This window comes from Methylomicrobium lacus (genome assembly GCF_041897535.1).
Lineage (GTDB): Bacteria > Pseudomonadota > Gammaproteobacteria > Methylococcales > Methylomonadaceae > Methylomicrobium > Methylomicrobium lacus_A.
This window is the reverse complement of record NZ_CP169217.1, coordinates 3057205-3076371: the sequence shown is the minus strand read 5'-3', so window position 1 is coordinate 3076371 and position 19167 is coordinate 3057205. Positions and strand designations below refer to the sequence as shown.

Below are 19167 nucleotides of genomic sequence, written 5' to 3'. Positions count from 1 at the left end.
CGGCACAAATAATAATTAACCTTGCCGTTGTTTGTGAGTGCCGTCTTCACAGATCACTCTAACCACGCCATTTCTTTTTACGATTTTGCATTTTCTGCAAATTGCTTTGACCGAAGCTCGGACTTTCATTGGGTTGCTCCTACTGGAAACTTAAATTGGATTTATTTTTTCAAATTAGCTTTTTTCATCAGACCTTCGTACTGATGAGACATGATATGGGTTTGCATTTGCGAGATGAAATCCATAACGACGACCACGATAATCAGGAGTGATGTACCGCCAAAATAGAAAGGCACGTTCCAGTAAAGAATCAAAAACTCAGGCAGCAAACACACCAAGGTAATATAGAAAGCGCCAATCAGCGTCAGTCGGGTCATCACCTTGTCGATATAGGCACTCGTTTGAATACCAGGCCGAATGCCGGGCAAAAAGGCGCCGGATTTTTTCAAATTTTCCGCGGTTTCTTTTGAATTGAATACCAAAGCGGTATAAAAGAAGCAAAAGAAAATGATCGCAGCCGCATAAAACATCACATACACAGGCTGCCCAGGCGACAACATCGTCGCGATGTCACGCAACCAGGTCAGACCCTCGCTGTTGCCGAACCAGTTCGCAACGGTGGCCGGAAACAGAATGATGCTCGATGCGAAAATGGGAGGAATCACACCCGCCATGTTCAGTTTCAAAGGCAAAAAGCTATTTTGCCCCGCATACATCTTGCGTCCTTGCTGTCTTTTCGGATAGTTGATGATGATGCGGCGCTGCCCTCTTTCGACGAAGACGACGATCGCGGTCACCGCTATCGTAATCAGGAACAGCAGAATGATGAACGCGCCATTCATTTCGCCGGTTCTGGCCAATTCCAGGGTACCACCTACTGCTTTTGGCAGACCGGAAACGATACCAGCAAAGATGATCATCGAGATACCGTTGCCGATGCCGCGCTCGGTGACTTGTTCACCCAGCCACATCAAAAAGATCGTGCCGGTCACCAGCGTGATCGTGGTGATCGCGATAAAAGCGACACCGGGATTGATCACGACCGAAAGGCCGCCGGCCGTCTGATTCTGCAACGCAATCGAAATACCGATCGCCTGGAACGAAGCCAAGGCCACCGTCCCATAACGCGTGTATTGCGAAATCTTGCGCCGGCCGGTTTCGCCCTCTTTCTTCATCTGCTCGACCGCAGGAATGATGATGGTCATCATCTGCATGATGATCGAGGCCGAGATATAAGGCATGATGCCAAGAGCAAACAAGCTTAACCGCATCAACGCACCGCCCGAGAACATGTTGAACATGTCCAGGATCGATCCGCTTTGCTGTTCGAACATGATTTGCAGTGCTTTCGGATCGATACCCGGCACCGGAATGTGAGAACCGATCCGGTACACGAAAAAAGCGCCCAAAACGAACAGAAGCCGGGATTTCAGCTCCGACAAGCCGGCGGGTTTATTGGCCAATTCGTCTCTTGACATACGAGCTTATTCCTCTACTTTGCCGCCAGCCGCTTGAATCGAAGCCAACGCACCGCCTGTCACCTTCAGACCTTTCACGGTAACCGCTCTGGAGATTTCACCAGATTTGATTACCTTGACGGTCTTCGTGAAAACAGGAACGATATTGCCGTCGATCAAGGTTTGTACGTCGATCACATCTGCCGTGAGACCGTTCAGTTCATTGAGACGAACTTCAGCAGTGAACATCGCTTTATGTGATTTAAAGCCGATTTTTGGCAACCGGCGTTGCAAAGGCATTTGACCGCCTTCGAAACCGACTTTATGGAAACCGCCAGCTCTGGCTTTTTGTCCCTTATGTCCGCGTCCGCAGGTCTTGCCCAAGGTACAGCCGATACCGCGACCTACGCGTTTGGCTTTCTTGCGCGCGCCTACGCTCGCCTGAATCGTATTCAAAAACATTACCGCTCCTCGACTTTCAACATGTAAGCGATTTTATTGATCATGCCTTTGTTTTCTGGCGTGTTCAGCACTTCAACCGTTTGGTTGATCTTGCTGAGTCCCAAGCCTTTCAGGCATGCCTGGTGATTTGGCAAACGGCCGTGTTTGCTCTTGATCATCGTAACACTGAGTTTATTGCTGGCCATCGTTATTGTCCCAAAATCTGTTCGATCGACAAACCACGCTTCGCGGCAATATGATTCGGGTTATGCATCGAGGTCAGACCATTGATGGTCGCTCTGACCACGTTGATCGGATTGTTGGTACCGATGCATTTCGCCAAAACGTTATGAACGCCAACGACTTCGAATACCGCACGCATCGCGCCACCGGCGATGATACCGGTACCTTCGGAAGCCGGTTGCATATAGACCTTTGCGGCGCCGGTCGTATTCGAGATCGGATATTGCAAGGTATCGCCCTTCAATGGAACTTTACGCATGTTCTTGCGCGCTTGTTCCAGTGATTTTTGGATCGCGATCGGTACTTCGCGCGCTTTGCTGACGCCATAACCGACGCGGCCTTCGCCATCGCCGACCACGGTCAATGCGGTAAAGCCAAAAACCCGTCCGCCTTTTACGACTTTTGCAACGCGTCTGACCGAAACCAGTTTTTCCTGCAGGCCGTCTGTGCTGCCTTGTTGAGGTGCTGCTGCCATTGTTTTCCCCTAAAATTTCAAACCAGCTTCACGCGCCGCATCAGCAAGCGCCTTCACACAGCCATGATACTTAAAACCAGAACGATCGAATGCGACTTCGGTGATACCCGCCGCAAGCGCACGTTCAGCGATCGCCTTACCGACTTCGGCAGCAGCCTTCACATTGCTGGTGCCGCCGACGGCGGCCTTGATCGCCGCCTGATTGGTCGAGGCGCTGGCCAAAGTCTGGTTGCCGTCACCGCTGATAATCTGAGCGTAGATATGCTGTGATGTTTTGTGAATTGACAGGCGAGTTGTACCCAGTCTCTTGATTTTGCTGCGCAGTTTCAATGCGCGCTTCATACGACTATTCTTCTTTTCCATCACGCTACCTTACTTCTTCTTAGCTTCTTTTCTGGCGACATTTTCGTCGGCATAACGCACACCTTTGCCTTTATAGGGCTCGGGTGGACGATAGGCTCTGATCTTTGCCGAAACTTCACCGACCAACTGCTTGTCGTTGCCCTTGACCAGAATATCGGTCTGACTGGGCGTTTCAACGGTAATGCCGGCTGGCACTTCAAAGTCGATCGGGTGCGAGTAACCCAGCGCCAGGCTCAAAATATTACCTTTGGCTTGCGCTCTGTAACCGACGCCGACCAGCGACAATTTCCTTTCATAGCCGGCGGAGACACCGGTGACCATGTTGTTGATCAATGCACGCGCCGTACCGGCTTGCGCGGTCGCAATCTTGTCGTCCCGATTCCATTCCATTTGGATGGTTTTGTCGACAATGCTCACGCCGATTGCGGAGTTAAAGTTATAGGACAACTGACCTTTGCTTCCTTTGACGGTCAGGTTGTTTCCATCGAGTTTGACGTCCACGCCTTGCGGAATCGTCACGGGGGCTTTTGCAATTCTTGACATATCAGGCCTACATTAGCAAACGGTACAAATCACTTCACCGCCATGGCCAATTGCACGAGCAGCTCGATCAGTCATTACACCATTGGATGTTGATACAATAGCAATACCCAATCCGCCAAGAACTTTCGGCAGCTCATCTTTAGACTTATAGATGCGCAAACCGGGTCTGCTTACTCTTTTGATATTTTCGATTACAGGCGCGCCCCTGTAGTATTTCAATACAATCGTCATCTCGGTGTGGTTGCCGACTGTTTCGGTGCTGTAATCGGTAATGTAACCTTCTTCCTTCAACACTTTCGCGATCGCGACTTTCAGCTTTGAAGAGGGTTGTTTAACTAATTTTTTACCAGCAGATTGCCCGTTTCTGATCCGGGTCAGCATATCTGCAATTGGGTCTGTCATACTCATTTATAATCTCCAAACATGATCCGGCCGTTTACCAGCTGGCCTTAACCAGGCCAGGTACGTCACCGCGCATCGTAGCTTCTCTCAATTTGTTTCTTGAGAGACCAAACTTACGGTAATAACCATGTGGGCGTCCCGTCAAATTGCAACGGTTGCGCACCCGAGAGATACTGGAGTCTCTTGGCAGCTTTTGCAGTTGCAGCACTGCGGCTTCTTTTTCTTCAAATGTAGAATTTGGATTTCTGATCGCTTCTTTCAAAGACTTGCGTTTTGCGCTGTATTTTTGCGCCAGTTTTTTACGCTTGTCTTCGCGCGCTATCATTGACTTCTTCGCCATACCAATATCGCCTTAATTCTTAAATGGAAAATTGAACTGCTTCAGCAGCGCCAGGCCTTCTTCATTGGTCTGGGCCGTGGTCGTGATGGTAATGTCCATCCCACGCAGCATGTCGATCTTGTCGTAATCTATCTCAGGGAAGATGATTTGTTCTTTCACACCCATTGAATAGTTACCGCGGCCGTCGAAGCTTTTCGAGTTCAAGCCTCTGAAGTCACGGATACGCGGAATCGCGATATTGATCAAACGATCCAAGAATTCATACATTCTGTCGCTGCGCAAGGTGACCTTGCAGCCGATCGGCATATCGTCACGGATCTTGAAGCCCGCGATCGATTTTCTAGCCAACGTAATCACCGGTTTTTGACCGGAAATCTTTTCCATATCAGCAACCGCCGCTTGCAGGATTTTCTTGTCCGCAATCGCTTCGCCGACACCCATGTTCAAGGTGATTTTGGTAATGCGAGGAGCCTGCATGATCGACTTGTAGCCGAATTGCTGCATCAGCGCAGGCAAAATTCTTTCTTTGTATTCTGTTTGTAGTCTAGCCATGATATATCACCTTACACATCAACAACTTCTTTCGTGGATTTGAAATATCTGACTTTCTCGCCATTATCCAGAATCCTGATGCCGACGCGATCCGCCTTTTTGGTCGCAGGGTTATAAAGTCCGATATTGGAAATGTGGATCGGCATGTCTTTGGTGACAATACCGCCCGTTACGCCCGCATTCGGATTTGGCTTTTGACTCTTTTTGACTTGGTTGATACCTTCAACCAGGACTTTATCATCTTTCAGAATCTTGGTTACGCGACCGCTCTTACCTTTGTCTTTACCGGTACGAACGATGACGTCATCGCCTTTTCTAATTTTTTGCATCGTCAAACCCTACCTTATAACACTTCAGGAGCCAGTGAGATAATCTTCATGAATTTCTCACCTCTCAATTCACGGGTAACCGGTCCGAAGATACGAGTGCCCAGTGGTTGCAAGTTGTTGTTCAGGATGACGGCGGCATTGTCGTCGAAGCGAATGACCGAACCATCGGGTCTACGCACGCCTTTGCAGGTTCTGACGACCAGCGCGTTGTAAACCTCGCCTTTTTTTACTCTTCCGCGCGGAATCGCATCTTTGATACTGACTTTGATAATATCGCCAATATTCGCATAGCGTCGGTGCGAACCGCCGAGTACTTTGATACACATGACCTTTTTTGCGCCGCTGTTGTCGGCGACGTCAAGGTTAGTTTGCATCTGAATCATGATAAATTCCCAGTTTTTTCAAATAAGCTGTGTGCTATTTACTTGCTAGCACTTTCTAACACTTCAACCAGTTTGAAGGTTTTATGTCTTGACATTGGACGGCATGAAGCAATCGATACGACATCACCTTCCTGGCACACGTTGCTTTCATCATGCGCCATCAACTTGGTCGATCTTTTGATGTATTTGCCGTAAACCGGATGCTTCACAACCCGTTCAACCAGAACGGTAATGGTTTTATCCATTTTGTTGCTCACGACACGTCCGGTGATCGTCCGAACTTTGGTTTGATTTTCGCTCATACTTATGCGCCTGCTTTTTCGTTCAATACGGTCTGAATCCGTGCCATTTCACGGCGAACGCGTTTCGCTTCGGACGGCTTGGCCAATTGACCGGTGCTTTTTTGCATTCTTAAATTAAAACGCTCGCGCGCCAAATCGAGCAGTAACGAATTCAGTTCGTCTTTGGTTTTTTGGCGTAATTCTGTTGCTTTCATTACATTATCGTCCGCGCGGTAAACAGTGTTTTCAATGGAAGTTTTGCCGCCGCCAGGGTAAATGCTTCCCGTGCCAGTTCTTCGCTCACTCCTTGAATTTCATAGAGCATCATACCAGGTCTGACTTGAGCAACCCAGTATTCTACACTACCTTTGCCTTTTCCCATACGAACTTCTAAAGGTTTTTTCGTAATTGGCTTATCCGGGAAGATTCGGATCCAGATTTTACCACCCCGTTTGACGTGACGAGTGATCGCACGACGGCCGGCTTCGATCTGCCGTGCGGTCAAACGACCGCGGGTAATCGATTTTAAGCCGAAGTCGCCGAAGCTGACGGATGAACCACGTACAGCAACGCCGTTGTTTCTGCCTTTGTGCTGTTTACGGAATTTTGTTCTTTTCGGTTGAAGCATGTCTCTGTCCCTTCAACAATTATTTCTTGGTTTCAGAATTAAGCGCAGCCTGATGCGCATCCATGTCGAATACTTCGCCCTTGAAGATCCAGACCTTGATGCCGATTACGCCATAAGTGGTTTTCGCTTCCGCCGTCGCGTAATCGATGTCCGCCCGCAAGGTATGCAGCGGCACACGGCCTTCGCGGTACCACTCGCTGCGCGCGATTTCAGCGCCGTTCAGACGGCCGCCGACATTGATCTTGATGCCTTCGGCACCCAGACGCATCGTGTTGGTCACCGCACGCTTCATCGCGCGGCGATACATGATCCGTTTTTCGAGCTGCTGAGCGACGCCTTCTGCGACCAGTTGCGCGTCGAGTTCAGGCTTTCTGATTTCTTCGACGTTGACTTGGACCGGAATGCCCATCATTTTTGAAACTTCCTGTTTCAAGACTTCGATGTCTTCACCTTTCTTGCCGATCACGATACCCGGACGCGCGGTGTGAATCGTGATGTGCGCATTGTTGGCCGGACGGTTGATTTGAATCCGGCTGACCGACGCATGCGCCAATTTCTTCTTGATATAGTCTCTGACTTGCAAATCCTGATGCAGAAAAACCGAATAATCCTGGTTATTGGCAAACCATCTGGAATTCCAGTCCTTCACGATGCCCAGGCGAATGCCTATTGGATGTACTTTTTGACCCATTATCTACCCCTATGCGTTCTCTGCGACTTTAACTGTGATATGGCAGGTTCTTTTCAGGATATGGTTCGCACGTCCTTTAGCTCTTGCCTTAAATCTTTTCAAGGTCGCCCCTTCATCAACATAAACGGTAGACACTCTCAAGTCATCAATATCGGCGCTGTCATTGTTTTCAGCATTCGCGATCGCGGATTCGAGCACTTTTTTCACGATCGCCGCGCCTTTCTTGGAGCTGAATTTCAATACGTTCAAGGCCTGATCCACCGGCAGTCCGCGGATCTGATCGCCAACGAGCCGGGCTTTTTGCGCCGACAGAGGCGCATTACTCAATTTTGCACTAGTTTCCATCTCTCACCTATTTGGATTTCTTGTCGGCCACATGGCCTTTGTATGTTCGAGTTGGGGCAAATTCGCCAAGCTTATGGCCGATCATATTCTCGGAGACGAGAACCGGAACATGAAGGCGTCCATTATGAACCGCAATGGTTAAACCCAACATTTCGGGCACTATCATCGATCTTCTGGACCAGGTTTTAATTGGTTTCCGATTATTGCTGCTTACCGCATCTTCCACCTTCTTGATAAGGTGGTGATCAACAAAAGGACCTTTCTTAATTGAACGTGGCACGCTAATTCCTCACTATTTTTGCTTACGGCGTCTGACGATCATATTGTCAGTCCGCTTGTTTTTTCTAGTCTTGTAGCCCTTGGTCGGCATACCCCATGGCGAAACCGGATGTCTGCCACCGGAAGTCCGGCCTTCGCCGCCGCCGTGTGGGTGATCAACCGGGTTCATGACCACACCGCGAACGGTCGGTCTGACGCCGCGCCAACGGGTTGCACCGGCTTTACCGAGGGAAGCCAGGTTGTGCTCCGAGTTGGACACTTCGCCGATTACTGCACGGCAATCCGCCAGTACTTTACGCATTTCACCGGAACGCAATCTCAAGGTGGCATGAGCGCCTTCGCGCGCCACCAATTGCGCCGATGCGCCCGCACTTCTGGCCAGCTGCGCGCCTTTGCCAGGCTTCAGCTCGACGCAGTGTATGGTCGTACCCATCGGGATGTTGCGCAGCGGCATGCAGTTGCCTGGCTTGACCGGCACGGTTTCGGAAGACAGGACTTCCTGACCGACGGTCAGACCCTTGGGAGCAATGATGTAGCGGCGCTCGCCGTCTTTGAACAAGACCAGAGCGATATTCGCGGTCCGGTTTGGGTCGTATTCGAGACGCTCGACAACGGCCGGAATGTCGGTTTTATTTCTTTTAAAATCAATAATACGGTAGTGCTGCTTGTGACCACCGCCGACATGACGTGTTGTGATACGCCCTTGGTTGTTACGACCTCCTGTTTTGCTGTTTTTATCCAGCAATGGTGCATACGGCTTGCCTTTGTGCAGATCGTCTGATTTGATCCGTACTACAAACCGTGAACCTGGTGATGTCGGTTTTGACTTTACAATCGCCATGTTAACTACCGTTTCCTAATTGATCTTTGTATCTATTAAATTAAGCCGCGGAAAAATCGATGTCGTGGCCGGGTTTCAGCTTGACATACGCCTTTTTCCAATCCGATTTTTTACCCAAGTTGCGGCCAAATCGCTTTTGCTTGCCTTGCACATTCAGCACATTGACGTTGTCGACTTCGACATTGAACATCAATTCTACCGCATCCTTGATTTGTTTCTTGGTCGCTTGCTTCAGGACTTTAAACGCGATGATCTTGTTCGCTTCGGCCTGCAGCGTGCTCTTTTCGGAAATGATCGGCGCGCGAAGGACCGTCGTTAAATAATTTTGATTCGTGCTCATGCTAAGTGCTCCTCAATTTTTTTCAGCGCACCTGAAGTCGCAATCACTTTATCAGCCGACACCAGCAGCACTGGGTTCAGATTGTTCGCTTCCACCACTTCAACATAAGGAATGTTGCGTGAAGCCAGCGCCAGGTTTTGATCGATCACATCGGTCACGATCAGAATGCGGCGCGCATTCACGCCTTGCAGCTTGGCCACAAGCTCCTTCGTTTTTGGCGTCGTCGGGAAAATGTCGTTGGAGACAACCAAACGATCTTGTCTGAGCAATTCAGACAGAATCGAGCGAATGCCGGCGCGGAACATTTTCTTGTTCAGCTTTTGCTCGTAGTTGCGCGGTCTGGCCGCGAACGCGACACCACCGGTGCGCCAGATCGGGCTGCGGGTCGAACCGGAACGCGCACGACCCGTGCCTTTTTGCCGCCACGGCTTCATGCCGCCGCCGCTCACGTCGGAGCGGGTCTTTTGCGCCTTGGTGCCGGCTCTTCTGGCCGCCAAAAAGCGTGTCACGATCTGGTGGATCAACGTTTCGTTATAATCCCGACCAAAAACCGCCTCGTTGACTTCGACCTTGCCGGCCGTGTCTTGATCATTCAATGCAGGTACTTGCAAACCCATAACTTAACCTTTATTTTTCATTTTCGAGGCAGGCTTGATCACGACATCGCCGCCTTTCGCGCCTGGCACAGCGCCTTTAACCAGAATCAGACGCTTTTCGGCATCGACGGCATGGATGGTCAGATTTTCCACAGTGGTTTTTTCCGCCCCCATGTGACCCGCCATTTTCTTGCCTTTAAATACGCGGCCAGGCGTTTGGTTCATACCGACAGAACCCAATACGCGGTGCGATACGGAGTTACCGTGGGTCGCGTCCTGCATATGGAAGTTGTGACGTTTGATCGCGCCGGCGAAGCCTTTACCCTTGCTGGTTCCCTGAACATCCACGATTTGACCCGCGGAGAAAATATCCAAAGACAGTTCGGAACCGACAGACAGGCTTTCGCCTTCGCCATCTTCGAGTCTGAATTCCCAAAGACCACGACCTGCCGTCACATTGGCCGCCGCATAATGACCGGCCATTGCTTTATTGACCCGAGATGATTTCACGTCGCCAGCAGTGACCTGAATGGCGCGATAACCATCGTTTTCAATACCTTTAACCTGAGTGACCCGATTGGAGTCGATCTGCAGTACGGTTACCGGCACAGACGAGCCATCTTCACAAAAAACCCTGGTCATACCGCACTTACGACCTATAAGACCTATTGACATCTGCCAATTCCTCTATCTTTTAATTCAACTTAATTTGGACATCCACGCCCGCCGCAAGATCCAGTTTCATCAGTGCATCAACGGTCTTGTCTGTAGGCTCTACAATGTCCAACAATCTTTTGTAGGTTCTCAACTCATATTGATCTCTGGCATCCTTGTTGGCATGCGGAGAAATCAGGATCGTGAACCGCTCTTTTTTAGTAGGCAATGGAATCGGGCCTTTGACTTGAGCGCCGGTTCTTCTTGCAGTTTCTACTATTTCACCAGCCGATTGATCGATCAATTTGTGATCGAATGACTTCAAACGGATTCTGATTGTTTGATTTGACATTGTGTATTACTCGATAATTGAAGCAACAACGCCCGCACCGACCGTACGACCGCCTTCGCGAATTGCAAAACGTAAACCTTCATCCATCGCGATTGGCGAGATCAGGGTGATATCGACGGCGATGTTGTCGCCCGGCATCACCATTTCAACGCCTTCCGGCAATTTGACTGCGCCGGTCACGTCGGTGGTTCTGAAATAGAACTGCGGACGGTAGCCGTCGAAGAAAGGCGTATGACGACCACCTTCTTCCTTGGACAAGACGTAGATTTCGGCCTTGAATGACTTGTGTGGCTTGATGGTGCCTTTTTGCGCCAACACCTGACCCCGCTCGACTTCGTCACGCTTGGTGCCGCGCAACAGGATACCGACGTTGTCACCGGCTTGGCCTTGATCCAAGAGCTTACGGAACATTTCGACACCGGTGCAAGTGGTAGTCAGAGTCGGACGAATACCGACGATCTCGACTTCCTGGCCGACCTTGATGATGCCGCGTTCAACACGACCGGTTACCACGGTACCACGACCGGAGATCGAAAATACGTCTTCGATTGGCATCAGGAACGCACCGTCCACGGCTCTTTCTGGCAGCGGAATGTAGGAGTCCAGCGCATCAACCAGTCTAATGATCGAAGGCACGCCCAGTTCGCTTTGATCGCCTTCCAGCGCTTTCAGTGCAGAGCCGACGATGATCGGAGTGTCGTCGCCTGGGAATTCGTACAGATCCAACAGTTCGCGAATTTCCATTTCGACCAGGTCGATCAACTCGGCATCGTCAACCATGTCGGCCTTGTTCAGGAATACCACGATATATGGTACGCCAACCTGTCTTGACAACAGGATGTGTTCGCGGGTTTGCGGCATCGGGCCGTCAGCCGCTGAACAAACCAGGATCGCGCCGTCCATCTGCGCCGCACCGGTGATCATGTTTTTTACGTAGTCAGCATGGCCTGGGCAGTCAACGTGCGCATAGTGGCGGGTCGCTGATTGATATTCCACGTGTGAAGTCGCGATCGTAATACCACGCGCGCGTTCTTCTGGCGCGTTGTCGATTTGGTCGAATGCTCTGACTTCACCACCTTGCAGTTCCGCCATGACCTTGGTCAATGCGGCTGTCAGTGTGGTCTTACCGTGGTCAACGTGTCCGATGGTGCCGACGTTAACGTGTGGCTTGCTACGGGAAAATTTCTCTTTGGCCATGTGTCAATACCCTATCTTTTTAATATTCAAAATAATGAAGATTTCTTTATAATCGCATCCGCAATACTAGCCGGCGCCTCATTGTACTTTTCAAATTGCATCGTATATGTCGCCCGTCCCTGAGTCGCCGACCGTAAATCGGTCGCATAACCAAACATTTCGGCAAGCGGCACTTCACAGCTGATTGCCTTGCCTGACGGCGTATCGTCCATGCCATGGATCACACCGCGCCGCCGGTTCAAATCGCCAACGACGTCGCCCATATAATCCTCGGGCGTGATCACTTCCACTTTCATGATCGGCTCAAGCAAGATCGGATCCGCCTTTCTCGCGCCTTCACGGAAACCCATCGAACCGGCGATCTTGAACGCCATTTCGCTCGAATCGACATCGTGGTAGGAACCATCAAACAGGGTTACCTTGACATCGAGAACCGGATAGCCGGCCAACACACCACTCTTCAATTGCTCCTGCACGCCTTTATCGACCGCAGGAATGTATTCTTTCGGCACCGTGCCGCCGACGATTCCGTTCACGAACAGGTAGCCTGCTCCGGCTTCCTGAGGCTCGATCTTGAGCCAGACATGACCGTATTGGCCGCGGCCGCCGGACTGCCGAACAAACTTGCCTTCCTGTTCGACCGACTTCCGGATCGTTTCACGGTAAGCCACTTGCGGCGCCCCGACATTCGCTTCGACATTGAACTCGCGGCGCATCCGGTCGACAATGATTTCCAGGTGCAGTTCGCCCATGCCGGAAATGATCACCTGCCCGGTTTCCTCGTCCGTTTTGACGCGGAATGAAGGATCTTCCTGAGCCAGTTTACCGAGCGCGATGCCCATTTTTTCCTGATCGGCCTTGGTTTTCGGCTCCACCGCCACCGAAATGACAGGATCCGGAAAGTCCATGCGCTCCAGTATGATTTTTTGATTCTGATCGCACAGGGTGTCGCCGGTCGTCACCTCTTTCAAGCCGATCGCGGCGGCAATATCGCCGGCACGGACTTCCTTGATTTCTTCGCGGCTGTTCGCATGCATCTGCACGAGCCGCCCGATACGCTCCCTGCGCTTTTTGACCGAGTTATATACGCTGTCGCCGGAATTCAGTACGCCAGAGTACACTCTAAAAAACGTCAAGGCGCCGACGAAAGGGTCGGTCGCAATCTTGAAAGCCAATGCCGCAAACGGTGCGTCGTCGGTGGACGGGCGCTCTGCCTCGGTTTCTTCGTCTTCCAGATGACCTTTGATAGCCATCACGTCGGTCGGCGCCGGCAGATACTCGATCACTGCATCCAGCATCGCCTGCACCCCTTTGTTTTTAAAGGCAGAACCGCAGAAGGCCGGCATCAGCTTATTCGCTATCGTCTGCTGACGAATGCCTTGTTTGATTTCTTCATCCGACAGAGCCTCTTCCAGCAAATATTTTTCCATCAACTCTTCACTGGACTCGGCCGCCGCTTCAACCAGGCGCTCGCGCCAGATTTTGCATTGCTCCTGCATGTCGGCTGGAATGTCCTTTTCCTGAAAGGTCATCCCCATATTGGCTTCGTCCCAATAGATCGCCTTCATCTTGATCAGATCGACCACGCCTTCGAAACGATCCTCTGCGCCGATCGGCAACTGCATGGGAACCGCAAGGCTTCCGAGCCTCGCCTTGATCTGCTCGATCACTCTCAGGAAATTGGCTCCCGAGCGATCCATCTTATTGACAAACACCAAACGCGGCACGTGATACTTATTCGCCTGCCGCCAGACCGTTTCGGACTGCGGTTCGACGCCACCGACCGCACAAAAAACTGCGCAGGCACCGTCCAGTACGCGGAGCGAACGCTCGACCTCAATCGTGAAATCGACGTGACCCGGCGTATCAATGATATTGATACGGTGCTGCGGATACTGCTTTTCCATGCCGGACCAGAAACAGGTCGTCGCCGCGGACGTGATTGTAATCCCGCGCTCCTGCTCCTGCTCCATCCAATCCATCGTGGCGGCTCCGTCATGCACCTCGCCTATCTTATGCGATACGCCGGTGTAATACAGGACGCGCTCGGTCGTCGTGGTCTTGCCGGCGTCGATATGGGCCATGATACCGATATTACGGTATCGCTCTATCGGAGTTTTACGCGCCACGGACTAAATACAACTTGAATGAATGGATTACCAACGGTAGTGCGAGAACGCTTTGTTCGCTTCCGCCATCCGGTGGGTATCTTCACGCTTCTTCGCCGCAGAGCCTCTGTTTTCATAGGCATCCAGCAACTCGCCAGCCAATTTGCCGGCCATGTTTTTTTCGTTTCTTTTGCGCGAAGCATCGATCAGCCAGCGCATCGCCAAAGCGACACGGCGTGACGGACGCACTTCAACCGGCACCTGATAGGTCGCACCACCGACACGACGGGACTTCACTTCGACCCGCGGCTGTACGTTTTCCAGAGCTTTCGACAAAACATCCAGAGGCTCGCCATGGCCTTTGCTGCCAATCACATCCAGCGCACCATAGACGATGCTTTCGGCGATTGATTTTTTGCCACTTTCCATGATCATGTTCATGAATTTGGTCAGCATCACGCTGCCATATCGCGGATCAGGAATGATTTCTCTTTTGGTAGCAACTCTTCTTCTAGACATAGTTCATCAACCTATTATTTGCCTTTTGGCCGTTTCGTACCATACTTGGAACGACCGCATTTTCTGTTATTGACACCAGAGGTATCCAGACTGCCGCGCACGACGTGATAACGCACACCTGGCAAGTCCTTGACCCGGCCACCCCTGATCAACACCACGGAGTGCTCTTGCAGGTTATGACCTTCGCCGCCGATATAGCTACTGACTTCGGCACCGTTAGTCAACCTAACCCGCGCCACTTTACGCAGGGCTGAGTTCGGCTTCTTAGGTGTAGTGGTATAAACACGCGTGCAAACCCCCCTGCGCTGTGGGCAGGCTTCCAATGCAGGAACATTGGTTTTTTCGACTTTTTTGGCACGTGGCTTACGGACCAATTGGTTGATCGTGGCCATTTTCTAATTACTCCGATATACAAATAACTGCCAGATTATAAAAAAATAACCGCCTGCCATTATTTCGCGGCGGCGGTTAATGGTTTTTTCGACCTGACCAATCACGTTAGTTTATGTTAGCCGTTTATCATACCGGCAAACATCGAGCAGGTCAAGACGATTTTTCTTAAAATTGTAATTTAACTCGGCACTTACAGATTTAATGCCTGTTTCAGTGCTTCCTCGACATCGCCGGCATCGACCGTCGTTGCCGCTTCGGACTCGACGACCTGATACTGAGCCGCCCGGTTTTTCCGGTTCTCGTGATAAGCCAAACCCGTTCCGGCAGGAATCAGGCGGCCTACGATTACGTTTTCCTTCAAGCCTTGCAAGCCGTCGCTGAGTCCGCGCACCGCCGCATCGGTCAAGACGCGAGTCGTTTCCTGGAACGAAGCGGCCGAAATGAAAGACTCGGTCGCCAGCGACGCCTTGGTGATACCCAACAAGACCGGCTCAAAACTGGCCGGAATCTTGCCTTCGGCTTCCATTTTGTCGTTTTCCTCGCGCAGGGCAGCGCGCTCGACCTGGTCGCCTTTCAGCATCGTAGTATCGCCGGACGCGGTAATCTCGACCTTTCTCAGCATTTGGCGAATGATCGCCTCGATATGCTTGTCGTTGATCTTTACGCCTTGCAGACGGTAAACGTCCTGAATTTCCTTGACCAGATAGTTCGCCAGTTCTTCGACGCCGCGCAGACGCAAAATGTCATGCGGCGTCAATTCGCCTTCGGCGATCGTTTCACCCTTTTCGACATATTCGCCTTCGAATACGGTGATATGACGCCACTTCGGAATCAGGGTTTCCACCTGCTCGCCGGCCGCATCGGTAATGATCACGCGCTGCTTGCCCTTGGTCTCCTTGCCGAAAGACACGGTACCGCTGGTTTCGGCCAGAATAGCCGGATCCTTGGTCTTGCGCGCCTCGAACAAGTCCGCGACGCGCGGCAGACCGCCGGTGATGTCACGCGTCTTGGAGGATTCCTGCGGAATCCGCGCGAGTACGTCACCCACCTTCACTTCGCCGCCATCCTTGATGCCGACGATCGCGCCGGCCGGCAGGAAGTATTGCGCCGGAATTTCGGTGCCCGGCAGGAAGATCGCCTCGCCGTTCGCGCCGATCAGTTTTACCATCGGACGCAATTCCCTGCCCGCGCTGCCGCGCTGCTTCGGATCGGTCACGACCAAGGAGCTCAAGCCGGTCACTTCGTCCGAGATTTTTTGCACGGTGATGCCTTCGTTGAAATGCTCCAGCGTGACCACACCATCCACCTCGGTAATGACCGGGTGCGTATGCGGATCCCAGGTCACGATGATATCGCCGGTATTGACCCGGCTGCCTTCTTGTACCGACAGCACCGCACCGTAAGGAATCTTGTAACGCTCTCTTTCACGACCGTAATCATCGACCACACCGACTTCACCGGAACGCGAGACCGCGACCAGATTGCCCTCGCGGTTCTTCACCGATTTCAGGTTGCTGAGCCGCACCGTACCGGACGATTTGACCTGTACGTTGCTGATCGCCGCCGACCGTGATGCCGCGCCGCCGATGTGGAAGGTCCGCATCGTCAACTGGGTACCCGGCTCGCCGATCGATTGCGCCGCGATCACACCGACCGCCTCACCGATATTGACCCGATGGCCGCGGCCCAGGTCGCGACCATAACAGGACGCGCAGACGCCGAAACGGCTTTCGCAGGTAATGATCGAACGCACCAACACCTGGTCGATACTTTGCTCTTCGAGCACGCCGACCCAGTGTTCGTTCAATAAAGTGCCAGCCGGTACGACCACGTTTTCGCCGGCCGCATCCAGCACATCTTTCGCCGCGACTCGGCCGAGCACGCGCTCGGACAACGGTTCTACGACGTCACCGCCTTCGATGATCGGCGTCATGATCAGGCCGTTTTCGGTACCGCAGTCTTCACTGGTAATCACCAGATCCTGTGCGACATCGACCAGTCGGCGAGTCAAATATCCGGAGTTTGCGGTCTTCAACGCGGTGTCGGCCAAACCTTTACGTGCGCCGTGGGTCGAGATGAAGTATTGCAATACGTCCAGACCTTCACGGAAGTTTGCGGTGATCGGCGTCTCGATGATCGAGCCGTCCGGCTTCGCCATCAAGCCCCGCATCCCGGCCAACTGACGAATCTGCGCCGCGGAACCCCGCGCGCCGGATTCGGCCATCATGAAGATCGAGTTGAACGATTTTTGCTTGACCAGCTTACCTTCGGCATTCTCGACCGCTTCTTCCCCAAGACCGTCCATCATCACCTTCGCGACCTGATCGTTCGCATGCGACCAGATATCGACGACCTTGTTATAACGTTCGCCGTCGGTAACCAAACCGGAGGAATACTGGCTTTGGATCTCGCTGACTTCGGCTTCCGCAGACTTGATGATGTCGACTTTTTTCGCCGGAATCGCCATGTCCTCGACGCCGAACGACACGCCGGAAATCGTTGCATAACGGAAACCGAGATACATCAACTGGTCAGCCAAAACCACCGTATCCTTGTTACCCAAGTAACGGTAGCAGTAGTTGATCAGGCGCGAGATATTCTTCTTGGTCATATCGCAGTTGACCAATTCGAACGGCATCAATTGAGGCACGATGTCCCAGATCAGCGCGCGGCCGACCGTCGTTTCGACACGGTGCGTGTTTTCGATGATGTCGCCGTTTTCCGCCTTGGTTCTTTCGGTGATACGCAATTGAATCTTCGATTGCAATTCGACCGTTTTTTCCATCAAGGCCTTTTGAACTTCACCGACGCTGACGAAGATGCCGCCCTCGCCTTTCGCGTTAACCTTTTGCCGGCTGATATAATACAAGCCCAAAACCACGTCCTGCGACGGGTTGATCACCGGCTCGCCGTTAGCGGGCGACAGGATGTTGTTGGTCGCCATCATCAGCGTTCTGGCTTCGAGCTGCGCTTCGAGCGACAGCGGAATATGCACCGCCATCTGGTCGCCGTCGAAGTCCGCGTTGAACGCGCTACAGACCAGAGGATGCAATTGAATCGCCTTGCCTTCGATCAGAATCGGCTCGAACGCCTGAATGCCCAGTCGGTGCAAAGTCGGCGCCCGGTTCAACAGAATCGGATGCTCGCGGATCACTTCCTCAAGAATATCCCAAACCTCTGCGCCTTCGCGCTCGACCATCTTCTTGGCTGCCTTGATCGTGGTCGCATGACCGCGGAACTGCAACTTGCTGAAGATGAACGGCTTGAACAATTCCAGCGCCATCTTCTTCGGCAGGCCGCACTGATGCAGGCGCAGGGTGGGGCCGACCACGATGACAGAACGGCCGGAATAGTCGACGCGCTTGCCGAGCAGGTTTTGCCGGAAACGGCCCTGCTTGCCCTTGATCATGTCGGCCAGCGATTTCAATGGACGCCGGTTGGTGCCGGTGATCGCGCGGCCGCGGCGGCCGTTGTCGAGCAGCGCATCGACCGATTCCTGCAGCATGCGCTTTTCGTTGCGCACGATGATGTCCGGCGCATTCAGATCCAGGAGGCGGTTCAACCGGTTGTTCCGGTTGATCACGCGGCGGTACAGATCGTTCAAATCGGAGGTCGCGAAGCGGCCGCCGTCCAGCGGCACCAGAGGACGAAGCTCCGGCGGCAGCACCGGCAATACCTTGAGGATCATCCATTCCGGCCGGTTTCTGGAGCTCAGCAAGGAATCGATCACCTTCAGGCGTTTCGAATATTTTTTGATCTTGGTTTCGGAATTGGTCGAGTTGATTTCTTCGCGCAGCAGATTGACCTCTTCTTTCAGGTCGATCGCCTTCAACAGGTCGTAGATCGCTTCGGCGCCCATTTTCGCGACGAAATCATCGCCGTGCATCTCGACCGCATCGAGATACTCGTCGTCGGTCAGCAATTGCCCCTTGTTCAACGGCGTCAAGCCGGGGTCGAGCACCACGAACGATTCGAAATACAGCACGCGCTCGATCTCGCGCAATGTCATGTCGAGCAGCAAGGCGATCCGTGACGGCAGCGACTTCAAGAACCAGATGTGTGCGACCGGGCTGGCCAGTTCGATGTGGCCCATCCGTTCGCGGCGCACTTTCGACAAGGTCACCTCGACACCGCACTTTTCGCAGATCACGCCGCGGTGTTTGAGTCTTTTATATTTGCCGCACAAGCATTCATAGTCGCTGACCGGCCCGAAAATCTTCGCGCAGAACAGACCGTCACGCTCCGGCTTGAACGTGCGGTAATTGATCGTTTCAGGTTTTTTGACTTCTCCATACGACCAGGCACGGATCATGTCGGGCGATGCCAAGCCAATGCGGATGCCGTCGAAATCTTCGGCACGGCCTTGGCGCTTCAAAAAATTCATTAAATCTTTCAAGAGTTTATCCTCTTTAAAT

28 protein-coding genes are annotated in these 19167 nt (G+C 52.3%); all 28 read right to left on the bottom strand.

What is annotated here, in order from left to right:
- Positions 1-15: 15 nt before the first annotated feature.
- The 28 genes from rpmJ to rpoC all read right to left on the bottom strand — a co-directional run bounded on the left by rpmJ (position 16) and on the right by rpoC (position 19148).
- On the bottom strand, positions 16-129 hold the full coding sequence (gene rpmJ, locus ACEPPP_RS13620; protein ID WP_374087532.1) for a 50S ribosomal protein L36: 114 nt from the start codon (positions 127-129) through the stop codon (positions 16-18).
- A gap of 32 nt (positions 130-161) precedes the next feature.
- Positions 162-1478, bottom strand: a complete 1317-nt coding sequence (gene secY, locus ACEPPP_RS13615; protein WP_374087530.1) for a preprotein translocase subunit SecY — start codon at positions 1476-1478, stop codon at positions 162-164.
- Positions 1479-1484: 6 nt separating this feature from the next.
- Positions 1485-1919 (bottom strand): 50S ribosomal protein L15, encoded by a 435-nt coding sequence (gene rplO / locus ACEPPP_RS13610; RefSeq protein ID WP_374087528.1) that lies wholly within the window; start codon positions 1917-1919, stop codon positions 1485-1487.
- Positions 1919-2104 carry a 50S ribosomal protein L30 gene (gene rpmD / locus ACEPPP_RS13605; protein ID WP_024298639.1) on the bottom strand — a complete coding sequence of 62 codons (186 nt, stop codon included), beginning with the start codon at positions 2102-2104 and terminating at the stop codon, positions 1919-1921. The genes rplO and rpmD overlap by 1 nt, the downstream gene beginning before the upstream one ends.
- Positions 2105-2106: 2 nt before the next feature.
- On the bottom strand, positions 2107-2616 hold the full coding sequence (gene rpsE, locus ACEPPP_RS13600; protein WP_374087526.1) for a 30S ribosomal protein S5: 510 nt from the start codon (positions 2614-2616) through the stop codon (positions 2107-2109).
- 9 nt (positions 2617-2625) lie between these two features.
- Complete coding sequence (rplR, locus tag ACEPPP_RS13595; RefSeq protein ID WP_374087525.1) at positions 2626-2982, bottom strand: 50S ribosomal protein L18; 357 nt, start codon at positions 2980-2982, stop codon at positions 2626-2628.
- A gap of 6 nt (positions 2983-2988) precedes the next feature.
- Positions 2989-3522 (bottom strand): 50S ribosomal protein L6, encoded by a 534-nt coding sequence (rplF, locus tag ACEPPP_RS13590; protein WP_374087524.1) that lies wholly within the window; start codon positions 3520-3522, stop codon positions 2989-2991.
- A 12-nt stretch (positions 3523-3534) separates the two neighbouring features.
- Entirely contained in the window at positions 3535-3930 is a 396-nt protein-coding gene (gene rpsH / locus ACEPPP_RS13585; protein ID WP_374087522.1) for a 30S ribosomal protein S8, read from the bottom strand.
- Positions 3931-3958: 28 nt separating this feature from the next.
- Positions 3959-4264 (bottom strand): 30S ribosomal protein S14, encoded by a 306-nt coding sequence (gene rpsN / locus ACEPPP_RS13580; protein ID WP_374087520.1) that lies wholly within the window; start codon positions 4262-4264, stop codon positions 3959-3961.
- Positions 4265-4276: 12 nt separating this feature from the next.
- A complete protein-coding gene (rplE, locus tag ACEPPP_RS13575; RefSeq protein WP_374087518.1) occupies positions 4277-4816 on the bottom strand; it encodes a 50S ribosomal protein L5 in 540 nt (179 codons plus the stop codon).
- 11 nt (positions 4817-4827) lie between these two features.
- Entirely contained in the window at positions 4828-5145 is a 318-nt protein-coding gene (gene rplX, locus ACEPPP_RS13570; RefSeq protein ID WP_374087517.1) for a 50S ribosomal protein L24, read from the bottom strand.
- Between the two features lie 14 nt (positions 5146-5159).
- Entirely contained in the window at positions 5160-5528 is a 369-nt protein-coding gene (gene rplN, locus ACEPPP_RS13565; RefSeq protein WP_024298647.1) for a 50S ribosomal protein L14, read from the bottom strand.
- A 38-nt stretch (positions 5529-5566) separates the two neighbouring features.
- Positions 5567-5830: a 30S ribosomal protein S17 gene (gene rpsQ / locus ACEPPP_RS13560; protein WP_374087515.1), complete on the bottom strand. Its 264-nt coding sequence runs from the start codon at positions 5828-5830 to the stop codon at positions 5567-5569.
- Positions 5831-5832: 2 nt separating this feature from the next.
- Complete coding sequence (gene rpmC / locus ACEPPP_RS13555) at positions 5833-6024, bottom strand: 50S ribosomal protein L29 (protein WP_374087513.1); 192 nt, start codon at positions 6022-6024, stop codon at positions 5833-5835.
- Positions 6024-6437 carry a 50S ribosomal protein L16 gene (gene rplP, locus ACEPPP_RS13550; protein WP_374087511.1) on the bottom strand — a complete coding sequence of 138 codons (414 nt, stop codon included), beginning with the start codon at positions 6435-6437 and terminating at the stop codon, positions 6024-6026. Before rplP ends, rpmC begins: the two co-directional genes overlap by 1 nt.
- Positions 6438-6456: 19 nt before the next feature.
- Positions 6457-7128, bottom strand: a complete 672-nt coding sequence (gene rpsC / locus ACEPPP_RS13545) for a 30S ribosomal protein S3 (protein ID WP_374087510.1) — start codon at positions 7126-7128, stop codon at positions 6457-6459.
- 9 nt (positions 7129-7137) lie between these two features.
- Positions 7138-7473, bottom strand: a complete 336-nt coding sequence (rplV, locus tag ACEPPP_RS13540; RefSeq protein WP_374087509.1) for a 50S ribosomal protein L22 — start codon at positions 7471-7473, stop codon at positions 7138-7140.
- Between the two features lie 7 nt (positions 7474-7480).
- Complete coding sequence (gene rpsS / locus ACEPPP_RS13535; protein WP_005373958.1) at positions 7481-7753, bottom strand: 30S ribosomal protein S19; 273 nt, start codon at positions 7751-7753, stop codon at positions 7481-7483.
- Positions 7754-7765: 12 nt separating this feature from the next.
- On the bottom strand, positions 7766-8593 hold the full coding sequence (gene rplB, locus ACEPPP_RS13530) for a 50S ribosomal protein L2 (protein WP_374087507.1): 828 nt from the start codon (positions 8591-8593) through the stop codon (positions 7766-7768).
- 40 nt (positions 8594-8633) lie between these two features.
- Entirely contained in the window at positions 8634-8933 is a 300-nt protein-coding gene (gene rplW / locus ACEPPP_RS13525; RefSeq protein WP_374087506.1) for a 50S ribosomal protein L23, read from the bottom strand.
- The gene (gene rplD, locus ACEPPP_RS13520) at positions 8930-9550 is read right to left on the bottom strand and encodes a 50S ribosomal protein L4 (RefSeq protein WP_374087505.1); all 621 of its coding nucleotides are present in this window, start codon (positions 9548-9550) and stop codon (positions 8930-8932) included. The genes rplW and rplD overlap by 4 nt, the downstream gene beginning before the upstream one ends.
- A 3-nt stretch (positions 9551-9553) precedes the next feature.
- Positions 9554-10204 (bottom strand): 50S ribosomal protein L3, encoded by a 651-nt coding sequence (gene rplC / locus ACEPPP_RS13515; protein WP_374087503.1) that lies wholly within the window; start codon positions 10202-10204, stop codon positions 9554-9556.
- Between the two features lie 19 nt (positions 10205-10223).
- Positions 10224-10535: a 30S ribosomal protein S10 gene (gene rpsJ, locus ACEPPP_RS13510; protein ID WP_326501405.1), complete on the bottom strand. Its 312-nt coding sequence runs from the start codon at positions 10533-10535 to the stop codon at positions 10224-10226.
- A gap of 6 nt (positions 10536-10541) precedes the next feature.
- Positions 10542-11732, bottom strand: a complete 1191-nt coding sequence (gene tuf / locus ACEPPP_RS13505; RefSeq protein WP_374087501.1) for an elongation factor Tu — start codon at positions 11730-11732, stop codon at positions 10542-10544.
- A 26-nt stretch (positions 11733-11758) separates the two neighbouring features.
- Complete coding sequence (fusA, locus tag ACEPPP_RS13500; protein WP_374087500.1) at positions 11759-13861, bottom strand: elongation factor G; 2103 nt, start codon at positions 13859-13861, stop codon at positions 11759-11761.
- Positions 13862-13888: 27 nt separating this feature from the next.
- A complete protein-coding gene (gene rpsG / locus ACEPPP_RS13495; protein WP_374087498.1) occupies positions 13889-14359 on the bottom strand; it encodes a 30S ribosomal protein S7 in 471 nt (156 codons plus the stop codon).
- Between the two features lie 14 nt (positions 14360-14373).
- Positions 14374-14751 (bottom strand): 30S ribosomal protein S12, encoded by a 378-nt coding sequence (rpsL, locus tag ACEPPP_RS13490; RefSeq protein WP_374087496.1) that lies wholly within the window; start codon positions 14749-14751, stop codon positions 14374-14376.
- 191 nt (positions 14752-14942) lie between these two features.
- Positions 14943-19148: a DNA-directed RNA polymerase subunit beta' gene (gene rpoC / locus ACEPPP_RS13485; RefSeq protein ID WP_374087493.1), complete on the bottom strand. Its 4206-nt coding sequence runs from the start codon at positions 19146-19148 to the stop codon at positions 14943-14945.
- Positions 19149-19167: the final 19 nt, after the last annotated feature.

Bases quoted from the DNA above. Each gene is read 5' to 3' on its own strand.
- rpmJ (WP_374087532.1), bottom strand. From the start codon at position 129: ATGAAAGTCCGAGCTTCGGTCAAAGCAATTTGCAGAAAATGCAAAATC.
- secY (WP_374087530.1), bottom strand. From the start codon at position 1,478: ATGTCAAGAGACGAATTGGCCAATAAACCCGCCGGCTTGTCGGAGCTG.
- rplO (WP_374087528.1), bottom strand. From the start codon at position 1,919: ATGTTTTTGAATACGATTCAGGCGAGCGTAGGCGCGCGCAAGAAAGCC.
- rpmD (WP_024298639.1), bottom strand. From the start codon at position 2,104: ATGGCCAGCAATAAACTCAGTGTTACGATGATCAAGAGCAAACACGGC.
- rpsE (WP_374087526.1), bottom strand. From the start codon at position 2,616: ATGGCAGCAGCACCTCAACAAGGCAGCACAGACGGCCTGCAGGAAAAA.
- rplF (WP_374087524.1), bottom strand. From the start codon at position 3,522: ATGTCAAGAATTGCAAAAGCCCCCGTGACGATTCCGCAAGGCGTGGAC.
- rpsH (WP_374087522.1), bottom strand. From the start codon at position 3,930: ATGAGTATGACAGACCCAATTGCAGATATGCTGACCCGGATCAGAAAC.
- rpsN (WP_374087520.1), bottom strand. From the start codon at position 4,264: ATGGCGAAGAAGTCAATGATAGCGCGCGAAGACAAGCGTAAAAAACTG.
- rplE (WP_374087518.1), bottom strand. From the start codon at position 4,816: ATGGCTAGACTACAAACAGAATACAAAGAAAGAATTTTGCCTGCGCTG.
- rplX (WP_374087517.1), bottom strand. From the start codon at position 5,145: ATGCAAAAAATTAGAAAAGGCGATGACGTCATCGTTCGTACCGGTAAA.
- rplN (WP_024298647.1), bottom strand. From the start codon at position 5,528: ATGATTCAGATGCAAACTAACCTTGACGTCGCCGACAACAGCGGCGCA.
- rpsQ (WP_374087515.1), bottom strand. From the start codon at position 5,830: ATGAGCGAAAATCAAACCAAAGTTCGGACGATCACCGGACGTGTCGTG.
- rpmC (WP_374087513.1), bottom strand. From the start codon at position 6,024: ATGAAAGCAACAGAATTACGCCAAAAAACCAAAGACGAACTGAATTCG.
- rplP (WP_374087511.1), bottom strand. From the start codon at position 6,437: ATGCTTCAACCGAAAAGAACAAAATTCCGTAAACAGCACAAAGGCAGA.
- rpsC (WP_374087510.1), bottom strand. From the start codon at position 7,128: ATGGGTCAAAAAGTACATCCAATAGGCATTCGCCTGGGCATCGTGAAG.
- rplV (WP_374087509.1), bottom strand. From the start codon at position 7,473: ATGGAAACTAGTGCAAAATTGAGTAATGCGCCTCTGTCGGCGCAAAAA.
- rplB (WP_374087507.1), bottom strand. From the start codon at position 8,593: ATGGCGATTGTAAAGTCAAAACCGACATCACCAGGTTCACGGTTTGTA.
- rplW (WP_374087506.1), bottom strand. From the start codon at position 8,933: ATGAGCACGAATCAAAATTATTTAACGACGGTCCTTCGCGCGCCGATC.
- rplD (WP_374087505.1), bottom strand. From the start codon at position 9,550: ATGGGTTTGCAAGTACCTGCATTGAATGATCAAGACACGGCCGGCAAG.
- rplC (WP_374087503.1), bottom strand. From the start codon at position 10,204: ATGTCAATAGGTCTTATAGGTCGTAAGTGCGGTATGACCAGGGTTTTT.
- rpsJ (WP_326501405.1), bottom strand. From the start codon at position 10,535: ATGTCAAATCAAACAATCAGAATCCGTTTGAAGTCATTCGATCACAAA.
- tuf (WP_374087501.1), bottom strand. From the start codon at position 11,732: ATGGCCAAAGAGAAATTTTCCCGTAGCAAGCCACACGTTAACGTCGGC.
- rpsG (WP_374087498.1), bottom strand. From the start codon at position 14,359: ATGTCTAGAAGAAGAGTTGCTACCAAAAGAGAAATCATTCCTGATCCG.
- rpsL (WP_374087496.1), bottom strand. From the start codon at position 14,751: ATGGCCACGATCAACCAATTGGTCCGTAAGCCACGTGCCAAAAAAGTC.